Genomic DNA, 17061 nt, shown 5'->3' on the forward strand with positions numbered 1-17061 from the left:
ATGGTCAAACGGAGCTTGCCGCCGATTTGCCGAATCGCTGTGACGGCACAGACCTCGTCACAAACCTCGTCACAAGGCCCGAAAAGGCAGAAGGCCCGCTCGGGGCGGGCCTTCTAAGTTCTTGTTTTCATCCAAGAATTTTGGTTGCGAGGGCAGGATTTGAACCTGCGACCTTTGGGTTATGAGCCCAACGAGCTACCAGACTGCTCCACCTCGCGACTGAGCCGCAAAGTATAACACATGGAGCGACGTGTGCTGGGCGCTGTTGTCAGCGTCGCACCCACCACCGCAGTCGCTCACCCAGCGCGAGAGGCCGTCCGAAGCGCGGCCGGCGGGCGTGAAAGCGCTCGAGCTTCTGCAGTTCGAGCGTGATGCGCTCCGGGAAACCGCGCCGCTTGCCGCGCCGGTCGTTGAGCAGTTCGTCGAACAGCCGGTCGGTGCGTTCGACGTCGTCCCAGGCCTCGGCCAGACGGTTCGCCACGTGCGGGTAGTAGCGGCACAGGCGCTTCGGGTGCAGCGGGGTCGGGACGTTGCGCAGCCACAAGTGCGTGGTGCTGAGGATCACCCGGTCCCGATCGGTGACCGGCTTGCGCACGCGGCTCCAGTCGGGTGCGCCGTCCGGACCGGTGGGTGGTTGCAGCCGGAAGCGGGGAATCAGTTGCTCGAGCATGCCCTAGACTCTGCGCGCGGCAACGCGCTCGATCAAGAAGAAAGGGCCGGCAAGCCGGCCCTTTCGAGGACAAATTCTCGCGCTGTCCGCTGCCTTACTCGGCCTTCTCGGTCACCGCAGGCTCGGCTGCGGCCGGCTCGGGCCGGTCGACCAGCTCGACGTAGGCCATCGGCGCGTTGTCGCCGACGCGGAAACCCATCTTCAGGATGCGGGTGTAGCCGCCCGGGCGCGCCTTGTAGCGCGGGCCCAGTTCGTTGAACAGCTTGACGACGATGGCGCGGTCGCGCAGGCGGTCGAACGCCAGGCGCTTGTTGGCCAGCGTCGGCTCCTTGCCGAGGGTGATGAGCGGCTCGACGACGCGGCGCAGTTCCTTGGCCTTGGGGACCGTGGTCTTGATGGCCTCGTGCTGCAGCAGCGAGACGCACATGTTGCGCAGCATCGCGAGGCGGTGCTCGCTGGTGCGGTTGAGCTTGCGGAGTCCGTGACGGTGACGCATGGTGCTTTCCTGTCTTTATTGAACCCCGGCCGTGTCAGGTACCGGGGGTTGCACACACGCCGAGCGTTCGCTCAGCGCTTGTCCAGGCCTTGGGGCGGCCAGTTCTCGAGGCGCGCGCCGAGCGTGAGCCCGCGCGACGCCAGCACTTCCTTGATCTCGTTGAGCGACTTGCGGCCGAGGTTCGGCGTCTTGAGCAGCTCGGTCTCGGTGCGCTGGATCAGGTCGCCGATGTAGTAGATGTTCTCGGCCTTCAGGCAGTTGGCCGAGCGCACCGTGAGCTCGAGCTCGTCGACCGGGCGCAGCAGGATCGGGTCGAACTTCTGGTCGCTGCGGTCGCGCGCGCCCGGCTCGAACAGCTGGTCGACCTGCCCTTCGAGCTGCGCGAACACCGCGAGCTGCTCCACCAGCACCTTGGCCGACGAGCGGATCGCCTCTTCCGGCGTGATGGCGCCGTTGGTGACGATCTCCATCACCAGCTTGTCGAGGTCGGTGCGCTGCTCGACGCGCGCGCTCTCGACCGTGTAGCTGACGCGCGAGACGGGAGAGAACGACGCATCGAGCACGATGCGGCCAATCGACTTGGTCGGCTCGTCGCCGTAGCGGCGCAGCGTGCCCGGCACGTAGCCGCGGCCCTTCTCGACCTTGATCTGCATGTCGAGCTTGCCGCCCTGCGACAGGTGCGCGATGACGTGCTCGGGGTTGATGATCTCGACGTCGTGCGGCGTCTGGATGTCGCCGGCCGTGACGGGGCCTTCGCCCTCCTTGCGCAGCACGAGGGTGACCTCGTCGCGGTTGTGCAGACGGAACACCACGCCCTTCAGGTTGAGCATGATGTGGACCACGTCCTCCTGAACCCCGTCGATCGTCGAGTACTCGTGCAGCACGCCGGCGATCGTCACTTCGGTCGGCGCGTAGCCGACCATCGACGACAGCAGCACGCGGCGCAGTGCGTTGCCCAACGTGTGGCCGTAGCCGCGCTCGAAGGGCTCGAGCGTGACCTTGGCGCGATTGCCGCCCAGCGGCTCCACGTTGATGGCTTTGGGTTTCAGCAGATTGGTTTGCATTGAGTCCTGTTCCTCTCGTGCCCTCGGCTCGTTACACCGATAAGGCTGGCGGACATCGCCGGGCGGGTGACCGATCGCTTCGCTCCGGCACGCGAAGCATCGCCGAGAAGGGGCGAGGGCCTGCGGCCCTCACCCCGCCCCCGTGTTGTGCATCAACGGGAATACAGTTCGACGATCAGCGCTTCCTTGATGTCGGCGCCGAACTCGTCGCGGTCCGGCGTCTTCTTGAAGACACCTTCGAGCTTGCTCGCATCGACCTGCACCCAGGCCGGCATGCCCTGCGCCTCGGCGAGCTTGACGGCGTCGGTGACGCGCAGCTGCTTCTTGGCCTTCTCGCGCACGGCGATGGTGTCGCCCACCTTCACCAGGTAGGAAGCGATGTCGACCACCTTGCCGTTGACCGTGATGGCCTGGTGCGAGACCAGCTGGCGTGCCTCGGCGCGGGTCGAGCCGAAACCCATGCGGTAGACCACGTTGTCCAGGCGCGACTCGAGCAGCGTCAGCAGGTTCGCGCCGGTGTTGCCCTTGCGGCGCTCGGCTTCCTCGAAGTAGCGGCGGAACTGGCGCTCCAGCACGCCGTACATGCGCTTGACCTTCTGCTTCTCGCGCAACTGCAGGCCGAAGTCCGACGTGCGGGTGCCCGAGGTGCGGCCGTGCTGGCCGGGCTTGGAGTCGAATTTCGCCTTGTCGCTGATGGCGCGGCGGGCGCTCTTCAGGAACAGGTCGGTGCCTTCGCGGCGGGACAGCTTGGCCTTGGGTCCGAGGTAACGTGCCACTTTGCTTTCCTTGGTTCAATCTGACGCGACCATCGACGTCGCGCGAGCCTGGCGGGTGTTGTTGTGAGCGCTCAGGCGGTGGGCTTCTACAAGCGAAAAAGTCGGCGAGGCCGAATACGGCTTCGCCGACCGCGAAAAACGGCGATCAGATGCGACGGCGCTTCTGCGGGCGGCAGCCGTTGTGAGGCAGCGGCGTCACGTCGGAGATCGACGTGATGCGGATGCCCAGCGAGGCCAGCGCGCGCACCGAGGACTCGCGGCCCGGGCCCGGGCCCTTGATCCGCACGTCCAGGTTCTTGATGCCCTGCTCCTGGGCGGCGCGGCCGGCGTTCTCGGCCGCCACCTGGGCGGCGAACGGCGTGCTCTTGCGCGAGCCCTTGAAGCCCTGGCCGCCGCTGCTGGCCCAGGCCAGCGCGCCGCCCTGGCGGTCGGTGATCGTGATGATCGTGTTGTTGAACGACGCGTGCACGTGCGCGATGCCGTCCGCGACGTTCTTGCGGATCTTCTTGCGGACGCGCTGCGCGGCGGTGTTGACGGGAGCCTTAGCCATGTTCGTGACCTTCGTTCAATTACTTCTTGACCAGGGCGCCCGACTTGCGCGGGCCCTTGCGCGTGCGCGCGTTGGTCTTGGTGCGCTGACCGCGCACCGGCAGGCCGCGGCGATGCCTGAAGCCGCGGTAGCAGCCCAGGTCCATCAGCCGCTTGATGTTGATCGACATCTCGCGGCGCAGGTCGCCCTCGATCGTCAGCTTGCCGATCTCTTCCCGGATCTTCTCCAGGTCGGAATCGGTCAGGTCCTTGATCTTCTTCGAGTACGGCACGCCGACCGTGTCGCAGATCTTCTGCGCGGTGGTGCGGCCGATGCCGTAGATGTGGGTCAGGCCGATCTCGGTGTGCTTGTGCGGCGGGATGTTGATGCCGGCGATGCGTGCCATGGTGTTCCTCTGCTCAGCCTTGACGTTGCTTGTGGCGCGGGTCGGTGCAGATCACGCGCACGACGCCCTTGCGCCGGATGATCTTGCAGTTGCGGCACATCTTCTTGACGGAAGCGGCTACTTTCATGCTCTTCTCCTCAGCCTCGTCTGGCTGCTCACTTGGCCCGGAACACGATCCGGGCGCGACTCAAATCGTAGGGCGTCAGTTCGACCGTCACCTTGTCGCCCGGGAGGATGCGGATGTAGTGCATGCGCATCTTCCCGGAGATGTGGCCGAGCACGACATGCCCGTTCTCCAGCTTCACGCGAAACGTGGCGTTGGGCAGGTTCTCGATGATCTCGCCCTGCATCTGGATGACATCGTCTTTCGCCATCTCAGCTCGCCTTGAAATTCGCCTTCTTCAGCAAACTCTCGTACTGCTGACTCATCACGTAGCTCTGCACCTGGGCCCAGAAGTCCATCGTCACGACGACGATGATCAGCAGCGAGGTGCCGCCGAAGTAGAACGGCACGTTGTACTTCAGCACCAGGAACTCGGGCAGCAGGCACACCAGCGTGATGTAGATCGCCCCGGCCAGCGTCAGCCGGGAGAGGATCTTGTCGATGTACTTCGCGGTCTGGTCGCCCGGCCGGATGCCCGGGATGAACGCCCCGCTCTTCTTCAGGTTGTCGGCGGTTTCGCGGCTGTTGAACACCAGCGCCGTGTAGAAGAAGCAGAAGAACACGATCGCCGCGGCGTACAGCATCACGTAGATCGGCTGGCCGGGCGAGAGCAGCGCGGCCAGGTCCTTCAGCCAGCGGAAACCCTCGCCGGTGGCGAACCAGCCCACCACCGTGGCCGGCAGCAGGATGATCGACGAGGCGAAGATCGGCGGGATCACGCCCGACATGTTCAGCTTCAGCGGCAGATGCGAGCTCTGGCCGCCGTATACCTTGTTGCCGACCTGGCGCTTGGCATAGTTCACCAGGATCTTGCGCTGACCGCGCTCGACGAACACGACCGCGAAGGTGACCAGCACCACCAGCGCAATGATGAACAGCGAGACGATGATGCTCATCGCGCCGGTTCGCACCAGCTCGAACAGCCCGCCGATCGCGTTCGGCAGGCCGGCGGCGATGCCGGCGAAGATCAGGATCGAGATGCCGTTGCCCAGGCCGCGCTCGGTGATCTGCTCGCCCAGCCACATCAGGAACATCGTGCCGGCCACCAGGCTCACCACCGCGGTGAGGCGGAAGCCGAAGCCCGGGGCGATCACCAGGCCGGGCGAGCCTTCCAGCGCCAGCGCGATGCCCAGCGACTGGAACAGGGCCAGGCCCAGCGTGCCGTAGCGCGTGTACTGCGTGATCTTGCGCCGGCCCGCCTCGCCTTCCTTCTTCAACGCCTCGAGCGTGGGCACCACGTAGGTCATCAGTTGCATGATGATCGACGCGGAGATGTAGGGCATGATGCCCAGCGCGAACACGGTGAAGCGCGACAGCGCCCCGCCCGAGAACATGTTGAACAGGCTCAGGATGCCGCCCTGCTGGCCCTGGAACAGCTGCTGCAGCTGTTGCGGGTCGATGCCCGGCACCGGGATGTGCGCCCCGATGCGGTAGACGACGAGCGCGAGCAGCAGGAAGACCAGGCGACGCCGGAGGTCGCCGAACTTCCCGCTCTTGGCCAGCTGGTTCGCGTTGGTTGCCACTGGGTACCCGTTCGCCCGTCGCTCAGGCCGCGACGGAGCCGCCGGCGGCCTCGATGGCCGCCTTGGCGCCGGCGGTCGCGCCGATGCCCTTCAGGACGATCTTCTTGGTCAACTCGCCGGTCTTGATGACCTTGACGGTGTCGGCCAGCTGGCTCACCAGCTTGGCCTGCTTCAGGACGAGCAGGTCCACCTCGGCAGCGCCGAGCTTCTCGAGGTCGCCCAGCGTCACCTCGGCGTTGAACTTCTGCTGCGCCGACTTGAAGCCGCGCTTGGGCAGGCGGCGCTGCAGCGGCATCTGGCCGCCTTCGAAGCCGACCTTGTGGTAGCCGCCCGCACGCGACTTCTGGCCCTTGTGGCCGCGGCCCGCGGTCTTGCCCAGGCCCGAGCCGATGCCGCGGCCGACGCGGCGGCGCGCCTTCTTGCTGCCCTCGGCGGGCTTGATGGAGTTCAGTTCCATGATCACAGCACCTTCACCAGGTACGAGACCTTGTTGATCATCCCGCGCACCGCGGGGGTGTCTTCCAGGGTCGACTCGCTGTTGAGCTTGCGCAGGCCCAGGCCGCGCACCGTCGCGCGGTGCGACTCGCGCGTGCCGGCGATGCTGCGCACCAGCTTGACCTTGACAGTTTTCTTGTCAGCCATGACTTCTCTCCGCAGCCGCTCAGCCGAACAGCTGCTCGACGGTCATGCCGCGCTTGGCGGCGACCTCGGCCGGCGTGGTCGAGCTCCGCAGTGCGTCCAGCGTGGCGCGCACCATGTTGTACGGGTTGGTCGAGCCGTGGCTCTTGGCCACGATGTCGGTCACGCCCATCACCTCGAACACCGCACGCATCGGGCCGCCGGCGATGATGCCGTCACCCTGCTTGGCCGGCGCCATCAGCACCTTGGCCGAGCCGTGCTCGCCGACCACCTTGTGGTGGATCGTGCCGTCCTTCAGCTGGACCTTGAACATGTTGCGGCGCGCGGCTTCCATTGCCTTCTGCACCGCCACCGGCACTTCGCGCGCCTTGCCCTTGCCCATGCCGATGCGGCCGTCGCCGTCGCCCACCACGGTCAGCGCGGCGAAGCCGAGGATGCGGCCGCCCTTCACCACCTTGGTGACGCGGTTCACCGCGATCATCTTTTCCTTCAGGCCGTCGTCGCGGCCTTCGTCCTGAACGCGGGGTTGGAACTTTGCCATCTCGTGTCTTCCTTGCTCAGAACTGCAGGCCGGCTTCGCGCGCCGCGTCCGCCAGGGCCTTGACGCGGCCGTGGTAGGCGAAGCCCGCACGGTCGAAGGCCACCTTCTCGATGCCGGCGGCCTTGGCCTTCTCGGCGATGCGCTTGCCGATCACGGTCGCGGCAGCGACGTTGCCGCCCTTGCCGGGCGCGCCGAGTTCCTTGCGCACGTCGGCCTCGGCGGTCGAGGCGCTCGCCAGCACCTTGGTGCCGTCCTCGGAGATCACGCTGGCGTAGATGTGCAGGTTCGTGCGATGCACCATCAGGCGCGCGATCACCTGCGTGGCGATGCGGGCGCGGGTCTGACGGGAGCGGCGGATGCGCTGTTCCTTCTTGGTCAGGGACATGGTCGTCGCTCCTTACTTCTTCTTGGTTTCCTTGAGGGAAACCTTCTCGTCGGCGTAGCGGATGCCCTTGCCCTTGTAGGGCTCGGGCGGACGGATCGCGCGGACTTCCGCGGCGACCTGGCCCACCACCTGACGGTCGGCGCCCTTGATCACGATCTCGGTCTGCGTCGGGCACTCGACCTTGATGCCGGCCGGCATGTCCTTGGCGACCGGGTGCGAGAAGCCGATCTGCAGGTTCAGCTTGCTGCCGGCGGCCTGGGCACGGAAGCCCACGCCGACCAGCGTCAGCTTCTTCTCGAAACCCTTGCTGACGCCGGTCACCATGTTGGCCACCAGCGCGCGCATCGTGCCGCTCATCGCATCGGCCTCGGTCGACTCGTTGGCCGGGCTGAACTGCAGCTTGCCGCCTTCGCTCTTGACCGTCACCAGCGCATTGACCGGGCGCACCAGCGTGCCCAGCGCGCCCTTGACGCTGATCTGATCGGCGTTGACCGACACGTCCACACCTTGCGGCAGGGCGATCGGCATCTTTCCCACGCGAGACATGTTCTTGCTCCTCAGGCGACGTAGCAGAGCACTTCGCCGCCGATGCCGGCCTGGCGTGCCTTGCGGTCGGTCATCACGCCCTTGGGCGTGGTGACGATGGCCACGCCCAGCCCGTTCATCACGGACGGGATGTCGTGGCGGCCCTTGTAGATGCGCAGGCCCGGGCGACTGACGCGCTCGAGCTGCTCGATGACCGGTCGACCGGCGTAGTACTTCAGCGCGATCTCGAGCTCGGCCTTGGCCGGTTCGCCGCGCACCGCGAAGCTCTCGATGTAGCCCTCGTCCTTCAGGACCTTGGCGATCGCGACCTTCAGCTTGGACGCCGGCATCGACACGCTGGCCTTCTCGACCATCTGCGCGTTGCGGATGCGCGTCAGCATGTCCGCGATGGGATCACTCATGCTCATGGGTTATCTCCTATGCGCCGATCACCAGCTGGCCTTGACGACACCGGGGATGTCGCCCTTGAAGGCCAGTTCGCGGATCTTGTTGCGGGCCAGACCGAACTTGCGGAACGTGCCGCGGGGACGGCCGGTCAGCTCGCAGCGGTTGCGCAGGCGCGTCGGGTAGGCGTTGCGCGGCAGCTTCTGCAGCTCCAGGCGGGCGGCGTAGCGCTCGTCGTCGGACTTCTTGGCGTCGTTGGCGACGGCCTTGAGTTCGTCGTACTTCTTCTTGTACTTGGCGACCAGTTGCTCGCGCTTCTCTTCGCGCTTGATCAAAGACAGCTTAGCCACGGGCCACCTCAGTTCTTGAACGGGAACTTGAATGCGGCGAGCAGCGCCTTGCATTCGTCGTCGGTCTTCGCGGTCGTCGTGATGCTGATGTTCAGCCCGCGCAGCGCGTCGATCTTGTCGTAGTCGATCTCGGGGAAGATGATCTGCTCCTTCACCCCGATGTTGTAGTTGCCGCGGCCGTCGAACGAGCGGCCCGAGATGCCGCGGAAGTCGCGCACGCGCGGCAGCGCGATCGTCACGAAGCGGTCGATGAACTCGTACATGCGAACGCCGCGCAGCGTGACCATCGTGCCGATGGGCACGTTCTCGCGGATCTTGAAGTTCGCGATCGCCTTGCGCGACTTGGTCACGACCGGCTTCTGGCCCGCGATCTTGGTGAGGTCGCCGACGGCGTTGTCCATCACCTTCTTGTCCGCCACCGCCTCGCTCACGCCCATGTTCAGCGTGATCTTGGTGATGCGCGGGACCTGCATCGTGGTCTTGTAGCCGAACTTCTTCATGAGGTCCGGCACGATCTTCTCGCGGTAGACGGCCTGCAGGCGGGCCGACTTCGGCTCGGCGCCCTGGGCAGCAGCTTGTTGTTTCGCCATGGTCAGCAACCCTCTCAGGCCTTGATCTCTTCGCCGCTGGACTTGTAGACGCGCACCTTCTTGCCGTCGCCCAGGACCTTGACGCCGACGCGGTCGGCCTTGCCGGTGGTCGCGTTGTAGATCGCGACATTGCTCTGGTGGATCGACAGCGTCTTGTCGACCACGCCGCCGGTCGTGCCCTTCATCGGGTTCGGCTTGACGTGCTTCTTCACGACGTTGACGCCCTCGACGACGATGCGCTCGTCGTCGACGCGCTGCAGCACGGTGCCGCGCTTGCCCTTGTCGCGACCGGTCAGCACGATGACCTGGTCGCCCTTGCGAATCTTGTTCATGGCCTGTCCTTCCGCTCGACGCTCAGAGCACTTCCGGCGCGAGCGACACGATCTTCATGAAGCGCTCGGTGCGCAGCTCGCGCGTCACCGGCCCGAAGATGCGGGTGCCGATCGGCTCGAGCTTGGCGTTCAGCAGCACGGCGGCGTTGCCGTCGAACTTGACCAGCGAGCCGTCCTGGCGGCGCACGCCCTTGGCGGTGCGCACGACGACGGCGCTGTAGACCTCGCCCTTCTTGACGCGGCCACGCGGCGCGGCTTCCTTGATGGAAACCTTGATGACGTCGCCGATGCCGGCGTAGCGGCGCTTGGAGCCGCCCAGCACCTTGATGCACATGACGGACTTCGCGCCAGTGTTGTCCGCGACGTCGAGTCGCGATTGCATTTGAATCATTGTCTGATCCCCAACTTGAACCGGTGCATGCACCGGTCAGTCTTGGGCCCCGTGGGTTACCGAAGGGGCGGATCCGAGGCCGTCGACCCGCGAACGCGAGCCGCCGACGCTCGGCGAAGCTGCGGATTATGAGGGCTTCCCCGGGGCCGTGTCAAACGGCCGCCGGGAAGCCGGTGTCACTTGAGCAACTGCCCGGCCTGGGCCAGCAGGGTGCCGGCATCGCTGACCTCGAACTTGCCCGGGCCTTCGACGTTGAGGGCCTTGACGACCCCATCGACCACCAGCATGGAGTAGCGGTTCGAGCGCAGTCCGAGTCCGCGCGCCGTCAGGTCCAGCGTCAGGCCGGTGGCCTTGGCGAACTCGGCGCTGCCGTCGGCCATCATGCGCACCTTCCCGGCGGTGTGCTGGTCACGCCCCCAGGCGCCCATCACGAAGGCGTCGTTGACCGACACGCACCAGATCTCGTCGATGCCGGCGGCGCGCAGCTGGTCGTACCTCTCGACGTAACCGGGCACGTGCTTGGCCGAGCAGGTGGGCGTGAACGCGCCGGGCAGGCCGAACAGGGCGATCGTCTTGCCGGCGGTCGACTTCTGGATGTCGAAGGTGTTCGGGCCCAGCGTGCAGCCGTTGCCTTCGACCTCGATGAACTCCTGCAGGCTGCCGGCGGGCAGCTTGTCTCCGACCTGGATCATGGGCGCTCCTCGTGGGTTGTGTTGGGAAACGGCCGCAAGTATCTCCGGCCGGGCGACGCCCTGTCGACGTTCAGGCCTTCGCCGTCACCCGGGGGGCGGCGGCGGCATCGCTCGCCAGGCGGGCGAGGTCGCGCTCGTAGCGGGTCAGCGCGGCGTCGATCGCGTCGGCGTCGGCACCCTCCGGCCATTGCGCCGCCCGGACCTGGATCAGCGCGCGCAGCCGCTTGCCGAGCGTGGCGTCGCCCGCGCCGGCCAGCAGCCGCGCAAGACGCAGCAGCTCCCGGTCGACCGCCGGCGCCGCGGCGCTCACCCGCACGGCCAGGCGCTCGATGCGCTGCAGCGCCGGGAGGGCCTGCGCCTGGGCGCCGCGCACGTCGCCGCGCGCGAGCGACTTCTGCATGTCCGCCTCGATGAAGTCGAGCTCGGCCAGCAGGCTGCGGCGGCAGCGATCGGCCGGCACGCGCTTGACGATGGCCTCGGCGCGCGCGCGTTGCGGCAGCCAGGTCGAACGCATCCAGTCGCCGGCCCGCCGCGCCGGCTCCATCCGCTGCAGGAACGCCTCGACCTCCGGCAGCAGCTTCTCGAGCGCGGCGATGCCGCCGGGCGTCGCGCAGCGTTCAGCCTCGAGCTCGTTGAGCGCCAGTCGCAGCACCGCCTGCTCGCGCTGCAGCGGCAGGCGCAGCGCCGGCGGCTCGATGCGGCCGACCTCGACCATCGCCTGCGCCATCAGCGCGCGCGCCTTGTGCAGCAGCGGCAGCGCACGGTTGGCCAGGTCCTTGCCATTGGCCTCGCTGGCCTTGTCGGCGAGCTTGGCCGCCTCCTTGGCCAGCGCGCCGACCGGCTTGGCGGCCGCACGTGCATCGCTACCGGCCAGCGCATCGGCCAGGCGCTTGCGCAGCGCCGCGACCTCGCGGCGCAGCCCGGCGCGCACGCTGTCGGTGCGGATCAGTTCGATGAAGTCCTCTGCGCAATCGAGTGACTCGTCGATGTCCGCCACCTGGCGGGCGAGCGCCTTGTCGGCACGGAGGGCAGGCGGCAGGATCGTCGGGCGCATGGTTCGTTCCGGTTGGTCGGGAACGCCATGCTCGGCAGCGCGCGTTTCACGCGGGCTCCGCGCGCCGGCCCGGCGTGTTTCGTTTGTTGGTCGCTGCAAAGCAAGACGGCTGGGCCCGGTTGCCCGGGACACCAGCCGTCGTGCGGCGCGGCGCGCGGCGGATCAGACCGCCTGCGCCTTCTGGACCAGACGGGTCACGACCCAGGACTTGGTCTTGGAGATCGGCCGGCTCTCGGCGATCTCGACGACGTCGCCCAGCTTGTACTCGCCCTTCTCGTCGTGCGCGTGGTACTTGCTCGACTTGCCGACGATCTTGCCGTACAGCTCGTGCTTGGTGCGGCGCTCGACCAGCACGGTGATGGTCTTGGCGCGCTTGTCGCTGACGACCTTGCCGATCAGGGTGCGGGTGTTCTTCGCCTTCGGCGCGGCGGCTTGGGCTTCGCTCACTTCGCGGCCTCCTTCTTCTTCTCGGCCAGGATGGTCTTGGCGCGCGCGATGTCGCGCTTGGTCTTGCCCAGCTGCGAATGGTTCGTCAGCTGCTGGGTCGCCTTCTGCATGCGCAGGCCGAAATGGGCCTTCAGCAACTCGCTGACCTCCTTCTCGAGGCCGGCGACGTCCTTGGCGCGCAGTTCAGATGCTTTCATCGTTTGCTCCTCAGGACCCGATGGCGCGCGCCACGAAGGTGGTCTTCAGCGGCAGCTTGGCCGAGGCCAGCGTGAACGCCTCGCGGGCCAGCGCCTCGGGCACGCCGTTGATCTCGTACAGCACCTTGCCCGGCTGGATCTCGGCCACGTAGTACTCGGGGTTGCCCTTGCCGTTGCCCATGCGGACTTCGGCCGGCTTCTGCGAGATCGGCTTGTCGGGGAAGATGCGGATGAAGATCCGGCCGCCGCGCTTGATGTGGCGCGAGATGGCACGGCGCGCGGCCTCGATCTGGCGCGCCGTGAGGCGGCCGCGCTCGGTGGCCTTCAGGCCGAAGTCGCCGAAGGACACGTTGGCACCGCGCGTGGCGATGCCGGTGTTGCGGCCCTTCTGCTCCTTGCGGAACTTTCTGCGTGCGGGTTGCAGCATGTTTATTCTCCTTTGCCCTCGGCGCCCGGCGCGGCGACCTTGCGCACGCGCTTGACGGCCGGGGTCTTGGGCGCGTCGGCGGCGGCCGCCGGCTTGTCGCTGCCGTCGGCCGGCGCGCCCATCGTCGCGGTCCCGCGCGGGCCACGGTCGCCAGCGGGGCCACGCGGGCCACCGCGGCGGTCGTCACGGCGGTCGCCGGGGCCACGCGGGCCGCGGCGGTTGCGGCGGTCGTCTTCCTGCGCTTCCGGCTTCACGGCCGGGGCTTCGCCCTGGCCGAGGCGGTCGCCGCGGTAGACCCAGCACTTCACGCCGATCACGCCGTAGGTCGTCTTGGCCTCGGAGAAGCCGTAGTCGATGTCGGCCTTGAGCGTGTGCAGCGGCACGCGGCCTTCGCGGTACCACTCGCAACGCGCGATCTCGATGCCGTTCAGGCGGCCCGAGGACATCAGCTTGATGCCCTGCGCACCCAGGCGCATCGCGTTCTGCATCGCGCGCTTCATCGCACGGCGGAACATGATGCGCTTCTCGAGCTGCTGGGTGATGCTGTCGGCGATCAGCTGCGCATCGATCTCGGGCTTGCGCACCTCCTCGATGTTCACCGCGACCGGCACGCCGAGGCGGCGGGTCAGCTCGGCCTTCAGGTTCTCGATGTCCTCGCCCTTCTTGCCGATCACCACGCCCGGACGAGCCGAGAAGATCGTGATGCGGGCGTTCTTGGCCGGACGCTCGATCAGGATGCGCGAGACGGCGGCGTTCTTCAGGCGCGTCTTGAGGAAGTCACGCACCTTCAGGTCTTCGGCCAGCATGCCGGCGAAGTTCTGGTTCGACGCATACCAGCGCGAGGACCAGTTCCGCGTGACCGGCAGACGGAAGCCGACCGGATGAATTTTCTGTCCCATGGTCTTCCTTGTGGCCTCAGTCGCCGACGGTGACGAAGATGTGGCAGGTGGGCTTGCTGATGCGGTTGCCGCGGCCCTTGGCGCGCGCGGAGAAACGCTTCAGCGTCGCAGCCTGCTCGACGAAGATCGTCTTCACCTTCAGCTCGTCGATGTCGGCACCGTCGTTGTGCTCGGCGTTGGCGATGGCCGACTCGAGCGCCTTCTTGATGATGCCGGCGGCCTTCTTGGGCGTGAAGGTCAGGATGTTGATCGCCTGGTCGACCTTCTTGCCGCGGATCATGTCGGCGACCAGCCGGCCCTTGTCGGCCGACAGGCGCACGCCGCGAACGATGGATCTGGTTTCCATGCTGCTCATCCTTACTTCTTCGCCGCCTTCTTGTCGGCCGGGTGGCCCTTGAACGTGCGCGTGAGCGCAAATTCACCGAGCTTGTGGCCGACCATCTGGTCGGAGACGTAGACCGGCACGTGCTGCTTGCCGTTGTGCACGGCGATCGTCAGCCCGATGAACTCGGGCAGGATCGTGCTGCGGCGCGACCAGGTCTTGATGGGCTTCTTGTCCTTGATGGCGGCGGCCTTCTCGACCTTGGCCATCAGGTGGTGGTCCACGAAGGGACCCTTCTTGAGCGAACGCGTCATGTCGTCGGCCCCTTATTTCTTGCGGCGCGAGACGATGAACGTCTGCGTGCGCTTGTTGTTGCGCGTGCGGTAGCCCTTGGTCAGCGTGTTCCACGGGCTGACCGGTGCGCGCGCCTCGCCGGTGCGGCCTTCGCCGCCGCCGTGCGGGTGGTCGATCGGGTTCATCGCGACGCCGCGCACGGTCGGGCGGATGCCCTTCCAGCGGATCGCACCGGCCTTGCCGTACTGGCGCAGGCTGTGCTCTTCGTTGCTGACCTCGCCGATCGTCGCGCGGCAGTCGATGTGGATCTTGCGCACTTCGCCCGAGCGCATGCGCACCTGGGCGTAGGTGCCCTCGCGCGCCAGCAGCGTCGCCGAGGCGCCCGCCGAGCGCGCCACCTGGGCACCCTTGCCGGGCAGCAGCTCGATCGCATGGATGATCGAACCCACCGGGATGTTGCGGATCGGCAGCGTGTTGCCCGCCTTGATCGGCGCCTCGGCGCCGGAGACGACCATCGAGCCGACTTCCAGGCCACGCGGGGCGATGATGTAGCGGCGCTCGCCGTCGGCGTAGCAGACCAGCGCGATGTGGGCGGTGCGGTTCGGGTCGTACTCGATGCGCTCGACCTTGGCCGGCACGCCGTCCTTGTTGCGGCGGAAATCGACGACGCGGTAGTGGTGCTTGTGGCCGCCACCCTTGTGCCGCATCGTGATGTGGCCGTTGTTGTTGCGACCCGCGTTCTGCTTCTGCGGCTCGAGCAGCGAGGCTTCCGGCTTGCCCTTGTGCAGGTGCGCGTGCACCACCTTCACCACGGCGCGGCGGCCGGGCGAAGTCGGCTTGACTTTGACGATGGCCATTACGCGGCCTCCCCGGAGAAGTTGAGCTCCTGGCCCGGCTTCAGCGCGACGTACGCCTTCTTGACGTGGTCGCGGCGGCCGATGGAACGGCCGAAGCGCTTGACCTTGCCCTTCTGGGTGACGGTCGACACCGACGCCACCTCGACCTTGAACATCAGCTCGACGGCCGCCTTGATCTCCGGCTTGGTCGCGTCGCGCAGCACCTTGAACAGCACTTGGTTGTGCTTCTCGCCCACGCGCGTGGCCTTCTCGGAGACGATCGGCGCCACCAGCACCTGGGCCAGGCGGCCCTCGTCATGCTTCACGGTGCTCATGCGAACATCTCCTTGAGCTGTTCCATCGCGCCCTTGGTCACCAGCACCTTCTTGAAGAAGACGAGCGACAGCGGGTCGGCGTAGCGCGGCTCGACCACCAGCACGTTGGCCAGGTTGCGCGAGGCCAGCGCGATGTTGTCGTCCACCTGGTCGGCGATCACGAGCACCGAGTTGTCGGTGCCGGTGCCCAGACCCATGGCCTTGAACTTGGACGCCAGCAGCTTGGTCTTGGGCGCCTCGATGGACAGCGAGTCGACCACGGCGACGCGGCCTTCGCGGGCCAGCTGCGAGAAGATGGCGGCCATGCCGGCGCGGAACATCTTCTTGTTGATCTTCTGGCTGAAGTTCTCGTCCGGGCGGTTCGGGAAGATGCGACCACCCCCGCGCCACAGCGGCGAGGAGGTCATGCCGGCACGGGCGCGGCCGGTGCCCTTCTGACGGAACGGCTTCTTGGTCGAGTGCTTCACTTCGCCGCGGTCGAGCTGGGCACGGGTGCCCTGGCGCGAATTGGCCTGGTAGGCGACGACGACCTGGTGCACCAGCGCCTCGTTGTAGTCGCGCGCGAACACGGTGTCCGGCGCGTCGACCTTCGAGGTGGCCTGGCCTTGTTCGTTCAGGAGCTCGAGCTGCATCACTGGGCTCCCTTCTTGACCTTGACCTTGACGGCCGGGCGCACGACCACGTGGCCGTTCTTCGCGCCCGGGACGGCGCCGCGCACGAGCAGCAGCGAACGCGCCTCGTCGATGCGGACGATGTCGAGGTTCTGGACCGTCTTGGTCACGTCACCGAGGTGGCCGGACATCTTCTTGCCCGGGAACACGCGGCCCGGGTCCTGCGCCATCGAGATCGAGCCCGGCACGTTGTGCGAACGGCTGTTGCCGTGCGACGCGCGCTGCGAGCCGAAGTTGTGACGCTTGATGGTGCCCGTGAAGCCCTTGCCGATGGAGGTGCCCTGCACGTCGACCAGCTGGCCGACGGCGAAGGTGGTCACCGGCAGCGTGGCGCCCGGCTTCAGGCCGGCGGCGACGTCGGCGGCAACGCGGAATTCCTTCAGCACTTCACCGGCTTCGACACCCGCCTTGGCGAGGTGGCCGGCTTCCGGCTTGTTCACGCGGGAGGCCTTGCGCGCCCCGAACGCCACCTGGATGGCGCTGTAGCCGTCGGACTCCGCGGTCTTGACCTGGGTGACGCGGTTGTTGGACACGTCCAGCACCGTCACGGGCACGGCGTCGCCGTCGTCCGTGAAGATGCGCATCATGCCCACCTTGCGCCCCAGCAAACCGAGACGGTTGCTCAGACTCATGTTTTCTCCAATGCCCCACATCGATTGGCGGAGCTGACGAGTTTGGCCCGACACGTGAGGTGTCGGGCCGGAAACGCCTGCGATTCTACTGCAGCTTGATTTCGACGTCCACGCCGGCCGGGAGGTCGAGCTTCATCAGCGCGTCCACGGTCTTGTCGGTCGGGTCGACGATGTCCATCAGACGCTGGTGCGTGCGGATCTCGAACTGGTCGCGGCTCGTCTTGTTGACGTGCGGCGAGCGCAGGATGTCGAAACGCTGCATGCGCGTCGGCAGGGGCACCGGGCCCTTGACGATCGCGCCGGTGCGCTTGGCGGTGTCGACGATCTCGAGGGCCGACTGGTCGATCAGCTTGTAGTCGAACGCTTTGAGACGGATGCGGATCTTCTGCTTCTGCATGGCCCGCTCCTTATTCGATGATCTTGGCCACGACGCCGGCGCCGACGGTGCGGCCGCCTTCGCGGATCGCGAA

Annotated in this window: 32 protein-coding genes and 1 tRNA gene; all 33 read right to left on the reverse strand. The window is 67.0% G+C overall.

Annotated elements, in window-relative coordinates; genetic code table 11:
* Positions 1-141 precede the first annotated feature (141 nt).
* Positions 142-218 (reverse strand) — tRNA-Met (locus tag D9C15_RS30110).
* Between the two features lie 50 nt (positions 219-268).
* Positions 269-670 carry a hypothetical protein gene (locus D9C15_RS30115; protein WP_128003165.1) on the reverse strand — a complete coding sequence of 134 codons (402 nt, stop codon included), beginning with the start codon at positions 668-670 and terminating at the stop codon, positions 269-271.
* A 94-nt stretch (positions 671-764) separates the two neighbouring features.
* Positions 765-1166 carry a 50S ribosomal protein L17 gene (gene rplQ, locus D9C15_RS30120; RefSeq protein WP_112189904.1) on the reverse strand — a complete coding sequence of 134 codons (402 nt, stop codon included), beginning with the start codon at positions 1164-1166 and terminating at the stop codon, positions 765-767.
* Positions 1167-1237: 71 nt separating this feature from the next.
* The gene (locus tag D9C15_RS30125; RefSeq protein ID WP_112189905.1) at positions 1238-2230 is read right to left on the reverse strand and encodes a DNA-directed RNA polymerase subunit alpha; all 993 of its coding nucleotides are present in this window, start codon (positions 2228-2230) and stop codon (positions 1238-1240) included.
* 152 nt (positions 2231-2382) lie between these two features.
* Positions 2383-3006: a 30S ribosomal protein S4 gene (gene rpsD / locus D9C15_RS30130; protein WP_128003167.1), complete on the reverse strand. Its 624-nt coding sequence runs from the start codon at positions 3004-3006 to the stop codon at positions 2383-2385.
* A 145-nt stretch (positions 3007-3151) separates the two neighbouring features.
* Positions 3152-3556 (reverse strand): 30S ribosomal protein S11, encoded by a 405-nt coding sequence (gene rpsK / locus D9C15_RS30135; RefSeq protein WP_112189907.1) that lies wholly within the window; start codon positions 3554-3556, stop codon positions 3152-3154.
* Positions 3557-3575: 19 nt separating this feature from the next.
* Positions 3576-3941: a 30S ribosomal protein S13 gene (gene rpsM, locus D9C15_RS30140; RefSeq protein ID WP_128003169.1), complete on the reverse strand. Its 366-nt coding sequence runs from the start codon at positions 3939-3941 to the stop codon at positions 3576-3578.
* Positions 3942-3954: 13 nt separating this feature from the next.
* Positions 3955-4068, reverse strand: coding sequence for a 50S ribosomal protein L36 (gene rpmJ, locus D9C15_RS30145; protein ID WP_009548427.1), 114 nt, complete (start codon positions 4066-4068; stop codon positions 3955-3957).
* Positions 4069-4096: 28 nt separating this feature from the next.
* Positions 4097-4315, reverse strand: a complete 219-nt coding sequence (gene infA / locus D9C15_RS30150; RefSeq protein ID WP_128003171.1) for a translation initiation factor IF-1 — start codon at positions 4313-4315, stop codon at positions 4097-4099.
* A gap of 1 nt (position 4316) precedes the next feature.
* A complete protein-coding gene (gene secY, locus D9C15_RS30155; RefSeq protein ID WP_128003173.1) occupies positions 4317-5627 on the reverse strand; it encodes a preprotein translocase subunit SecY in 1311 nt (436 codons plus the stop codon).
* 22 nt (positions 5628-5649) lie between these two features.
* Positions 5650-6084 carry a 50S ribosomal protein L15 gene (gene rplO / locus D9C15_RS30160; RefSeq protein ID WP_128003175.1) on the reverse strand — a complete coding sequence of 145 codons (435 nt, stop codon included), beginning with the start codon at positions 6082-6084 and terminating at the stop codon, positions 5650-5652.
* Positions 6085-6086: 2 nt separating this feature from the next.
* The gene (rpmD, locus tag D9C15_RS30165) at positions 6087-6269 is read right to left on the reverse strand and encodes a 50S ribosomal protein L30 (protein ID WP_128003177.1); all 183 of its coding nucleotides are present in this window, start codon (positions 6267-6269) and stop codon (positions 6087-6089) included.
* A 19-nt stretch (positions 6270-6288) separates the two neighbouring features.
* On the reverse strand, positions 6289-6807 hold the full coding sequence (gene rpsE, locus D9C15_RS30170; protein WP_128003179.1) for a 30S ribosomal protein S5: 519 nt from the start codon (positions 6805-6807) through the stop codon (positions 6289-6291).
* 16 nt (positions 6808-6823) lie between these two features.
* Positions 6824-7192 carry a 50S ribosomal protein L18 gene (gene rplR / locus D9C15_RS30175; protein ID WP_128003181.1) on the reverse strand — a complete coding sequence of 123 codons (369 nt, stop codon included), beginning with the start codon at positions 7190-7192 and terminating at the stop codon, positions 6824-6826.
* A 12-nt stretch (positions 7193-7204) separates the two neighbouring features.
* Complete coding sequence (gene rplF, locus D9C15_RS30180) at positions 7205-7738, reverse strand: 50S ribosomal protein L6 (RefSeq protein WP_128003183.1); 534 nt, start codon at positions 7736-7738, stop codon at positions 7205-7207.
* Positions 7739-7749: 11 nt separating this feature from the next.
* On the reverse strand, positions 7750-8145 hold the full coding sequence (gene rpsH, locus D9C15_RS30185; protein ID WP_128003185.1) for a 30S ribosomal protein S8: 396 nt from the start codon (positions 8143-8145) through the stop codon (positions 7750-7752).
* 21 nt (positions 8146-8166) lie between these two features.
* A complete protein-coding gene (rpsN, locus tag D9C15_RS30190) occupies positions 8167-8472 on the reverse strand; it encodes a 30S ribosomal protein S14 (protein ID WP_112189917.1) in 306 nt (101 codons plus the stop codon).
* 8 nt (positions 8473-8480) lie between these two features.
* On the reverse strand, positions 8481-9062 hold the full coding sequence (gene rplE / locus D9C15_RS30195) for a 50S ribosomal protein L5 (protein ID WP_128003187.1): 582 nt from the start codon (positions 9060-9062) through the stop codon (positions 8481-8483).
* 14 nt (positions 9063-9076) lie between these two features.
* Positions 9077-9394, reverse strand: a complete 318-nt coding sequence (gene rplX / locus D9C15_RS30200; RefSeq protein WP_128003190.1) for a 50S ribosomal protein L24 — start codon at positions 9392-9394, stop codon at positions 9077-9079.
* 22 nt (positions 9395-9416) lie between these two features.
* Positions 9417-9785, reverse strand: coding sequence for a 50S ribosomal protein L14 (gene rplN / locus D9C15_RS30205; protein ID WP_011831006.1), 369 nt, complete (start codon positions 9783-9785; stop codon positions 9417-9419).
* Between the two features lie 176 nt (positions 9786-9961).
* Positions 9962-10477 carry a peroxiredoxin gene (locus tag D9C15_RS30210; RefSeq protein ID WP_128003192.1) on the reverse strand — a complete coding sequence of 172 codons (516 nt, stop codon included), beginning with the start codon at positions 10475-10477 and terminating at the stop codon, positions 9962-9964.
* Between the two features lie 70 nt (positions 10478-10547).
* Positions 10548-11531, reverse strand: a complete 984-nt coding sequence (locus tag D9C15_RS30215; RefSeq protein WP_128003194.1) for a hypothetical protein — start codon at positions 11529-11531, stop codon at positions 10548-10550.
* A 162-nt stretch (positions 11532-11693) separates the two neighbouring features.
* Positions 11694-11978, reverse strand: a complete 285-nt coding sequence (rpsQ, locus tag D9C15_RS30220) for a 30S ribosomal protein S17 (protein WP_128003196.1) — start codon at positions 11976-11978, stop codon at positions 11694-11696.
* The gene (rpmC, locus tag D9C15_RS30225) at positions 11975-12175 is read right to left on the reverse strand and encodes a 50S ribosomal protein L29 (RefSeq protein WP_128003198.1); all 201 of its coding nucleotides are present in this window, start codon (positions 12173-12175) and stop codon (positions 11975-11977) included. The genes rpsQ and rpmC overlap by 4 nt, the downstream gene beginning before the upstream one ends.
* Before the next feature lie 10 nt (positions 12176-12185).
* Positions 12186-12602, reverse strand: a complete 417-nt coding sequence (gene rplP, locus D9C15_RS30230; RefSeq protein WP_128003200.1) for a 50S ribosomal protein L16 — start codon at positions 12600-12602, stop codon at positions 12186-12188.
* A gap of 2 nt (positions 12603-12604) precedes the next feature.
* Positions 12605-13501, reverse strand: a complete 897-nt coding sequence (rpsC, locus tag D9C15_RS30235; protein ID WP_128003202.1) for a 30S ribosomal protein S3 — start codon at positions 13499-13501, stop codon at positions 12605-12607.
* A 16-nt stretch (positions 13502-13517) separates the two neighbouring features.
* Positions 13518-13847 carry a 50S ribosomal protein L22 gene (gene rplV / locus D9C15_RS30240; RefSeq protein WP_112189934.1) on the reverse strand — a complete coding sequence of 110 codons (330 nt, stop codon included), beginning with the start codon at positions 13845-13847 and terminating at the stop codon, positions 13518-13520.
* Between the two features lie 11 nt (positions 13848-13858).
* Positions 13859-14137, reverse strand: coding sequence for a 30S ribosomal protein S19 (gene rpsS, locus D9C15_RS30245; RefSeq protein WP_112189926.1), 279 nt, complete (start codon positions 14135-14137; stop codon positions 13859-13861).
* Between the two features lie 12 nt (positions 14138-14149).
* Positions 14150-14974 (reverse strand): 50S ribosomal protein L2, encoded by an 825-nt coding sequence (gene rplB / locus D9C15_RS30250; protein WP_128003204.1) that lies wholly within the window; start codon positions 14972-14974, stop codon positions 14150-14152.
* Positions 14974-15288, reverse strand: coding sequence for a 50S ribosomal protein L23 (gene rplW, locus D9C15_RS30255; RefSeq protein ID WP_112189928.1), 315 nt, complete (start codon positions 15286-15288; stop codon positions 14974-14976). Before rplW ends, rplB begins: the two co-directional genes overlap by 1 nt.
* Positions 15285-15920 (reverse strand): 50S ribosomal protein L4, encoded by a 636-nt coding sequence (rplD, locus tag D9C15_RS30260; RefSeq protein WP_128003206.1) that lies wholly within the window; start codon positions 15918-15920, stop codon positions 15285-15287. The genes rplW and rplD overlap by 4 nt, the downstream gene beginning before the upstream one ends.
* Positions 15920-16591, reverse strand: coding sequence for a 50S ribosomal protein L3 (gene rplC, locus D9C15_RS30265; RefSeq protein ID WP_128003208.1), 672 nt, complete (start codon positions 16589-16591; stop codon positions 15920-15922). The genes rplD and rplC overlap by 1 nt, the downstream gene beginning before the upstream one ends.
* 85 nt (positions 16592-16676) lie before the next feature.
* Positions 16677-16988 (reverse strand): 30S ribosomal protein S10, encoded by a 312-nt coding sequence (rpsJ, locus tag D9C15_RS30270; RefSeq protein ID WP_019561663.1) that lies wholly within the window; start codon positions 16986-16988, stop codon positions 16677-16679.
* Positions 16989-17061 lie beyond the last annotated feature (73 nt).

Source organism: Piscinibacter defluvii, from assembly GCF_004011805.1.
GTDB lineage: Bacteria > Pseudomonadota > Gammaproteobacteria > Burkholderiales > Burkholderiaceae_C > Piscinibacter > Piscinibacter defluvii.

What these genes read in the sequence shown, in the direction of transcription:
- rplE (WP_128003187.1), bottom strand. Translation starts at nt 9,062, where the DNA reads ATGGCGAAACAACAAGCTGCTGCCCAGGGCGCCGAGCCGAAGTCGGCC.
- D9C15_RS30210 (WP_128003192.1), bottom strand. Translation starts at nt 10,477, where the DNA reads ATGATCCAGGTCGGAGACAAGCTGCCCGCCGGCAGCCTGCAGGAGTTC.
- D9C15_RS30215 (WP_128003194.1), bottom strand. Translation starts at nt 11,531, where the DNA reads ATGCGCCCGACGATCCTGCCGCCTGCCCTCCGTGCCGACAAGGCGCTC.
- rplR (WP_128003181.1), bottom strand. Translation starts at nt 7,192, where the DNA reads ATGTCCCTGACCAAGAAGGAACAGCGCATCCGCCGCTCCCGTCAGACC.
- rpsH (WP_128003185.1), bottom strand. Translation starts at nt 8,145, where the DNA reads ATGAGCATGAGTGATCCCATCGCGGACATGCTGACGCGCATCCGCAAC.
- D9C15_RS30115 (WP_128003165.1), bottom strand. Translation starts at nt 670, where the DNA reads ATGCTCGAGCAACTGATTCCCCGCTTCCGGCTGCAACCACCCACCGGT.
- rplC (WP_128003208.1), bottom strand. Translation starts at nt 16,591, where the DNA reads ATGAGTCTGAGCAACCGTCTCGGTTTGCTGGGGCGCAAGGTGGGCATG.
- rplQ (WP_112189904.1), bottom strand. Translation starts at nt 1,166, where the DNA reads ATGCGTCACCGTCACGGACTCCGCAAGCTCAACCGCACCAGCGAGCAC.
- rplN (WP_011831006.1), bottom strand. Translation starts at nt 9,785, where the DNA reads ATGATTCAAATGCAATCGCGACTCGACGTCGCGGACAACACTGGCGCG.
- rpsM (WP_128003169.1), bottom strand. Translation starts at nt 3,941, where the DNA reads ATGGCACGCATCGCCGGCATCAACATCCCGCCGCACAAGCACACCGAG.
- rpmC (WP_128003198.1), bottom strand. Translation starts at nt 12,175, where the DNA reads ATGAAAGCATCTGAACTGCGCGCCAAGGACGTCGCCGGCCTCGAGAAG.
- rpmD (WP_128003177.1), bottom strand. Translation starts at nt 6,269, where the DNA reads ATGGCTGACAAGAAAACTGTCAAGGTCAAGCTGGTGCGCAGCATCGCC.
- rplO (WP_128003175.1), bottom strand. Translation starts at nt 6,084, where the DNA reads ATGGAACTGAACTCCATCAAGCCCGCCGAGGGCAGCAAGAAGGCGCGC.
- rplP (WP_128003200.1), bottom strand. Translation starts at nt 12,602, where the DNA reads ATGCTGCAACCCGCACGCAGAAAGTTCCGCAAGGAGCAGAAGGGCCGC.
- rplX (WP_128003190.1), bottom strand. Translation starts at nt 9,394, where the DNA reads ATGAACAAGATTCGCAAGGGCGACCAGGTCATCGTGCTGACCGGTCGC.
- rpsE (WP_128003179.1), bottom strand. Translation starts at nt 6,807, where the DNA reads ATGGCAAAGTTCCAACCCCGCGTTCAGGACGAAGGCCGCGACGACGGC.
- rplD (WP_128003206.1), bottom strand. Translation starts at nt 15,920, where the DNA reads ATGCAGCTCGAGCTCCTGAACGAACAAGGCCAGGCCACCTCGAAGGTC.
- rplF (WP_128003183.1), bottom strand. Translation starts at nt 7,738, where the DNA reads ATGTCTCGCGTGGGAAAGATGCCGATCGCCCTGCCGCAAGGTGTGGAC.
- D9C15_RS30125 (WP_112189905.1), bottom strand. Translation starts at nt 2,230, where the DNA reads ATGCAAACCAATCTGCTGAAACCCAAAGCCATCAACGTGGAGCCGCTG.
- rplB (WP_128003204.1), bottom strand. Translation starts at nt 14,974, where the DNA reads ATGGCCATCGTCAAAGTCAAGCCGACTTCGCCCGGCCGCCGCGCCGTG.
- rpsC (WP_128003202.1), bottom strand. Translation starts at nt 13,501, where the DNA reads ATGGGACAGAAAATTCATCCGGTCGGCTTCCGTCTGCCGGTCACGCGG.
- rplW (WP_112189928.1), bottom strand. Translation starts at nt 15,288, where the DNA reads ATGAGCACCGTGAAGCATGACGAGGGCCGCCTGGCCCAGGTGCTGGTG.
- rpsK (WP_112189907.1), bottom strand. Translation starts at nt 3,556, where the DNA reads ATGGCTAAGGCTCCCGTCAACACCGCCGCGCAGCGCGTCCGCAAGAAG.
- rpmJ (WP_009548427.1), bottom strand. Translation starts at nt 4,068, where the DNA reads ATGAAAGTAGCCGCTTCCGTCAAGAAGATGTGCCGCAACTGCAAGATC.
- rpsJ (WP_019561663.1), bottom strand. Translation starts at nt 16,988, where the DNA reads ATGCAGAAGCAGAAGATCCGCATCCGTCTCAAAGCGTTCGACTACAAG.
- infA (WP_128003171.1), bottom strand. Translation starts at nt 4,315, where the DNA reads ATGGCGAAAGACGATGTCATCCAGATGCAGGGCGAGATCATCGAGAAC.
- rplV (WP_112189934.1), bottom strand. Translation starts at nt 13,847, where the DNA reads ATGGAAACCAGATCCATCGTTCGCGGCGTGCGCCTGTCGGCCGACAAG.
- rpsS (WP_112189926.1), bottom strand. Translation starts at nt 14,137, where the DNA reads ATGACGCGTTCGCTCAAGAAGGGTCCCTTCGTGGACCACCACCTGATG.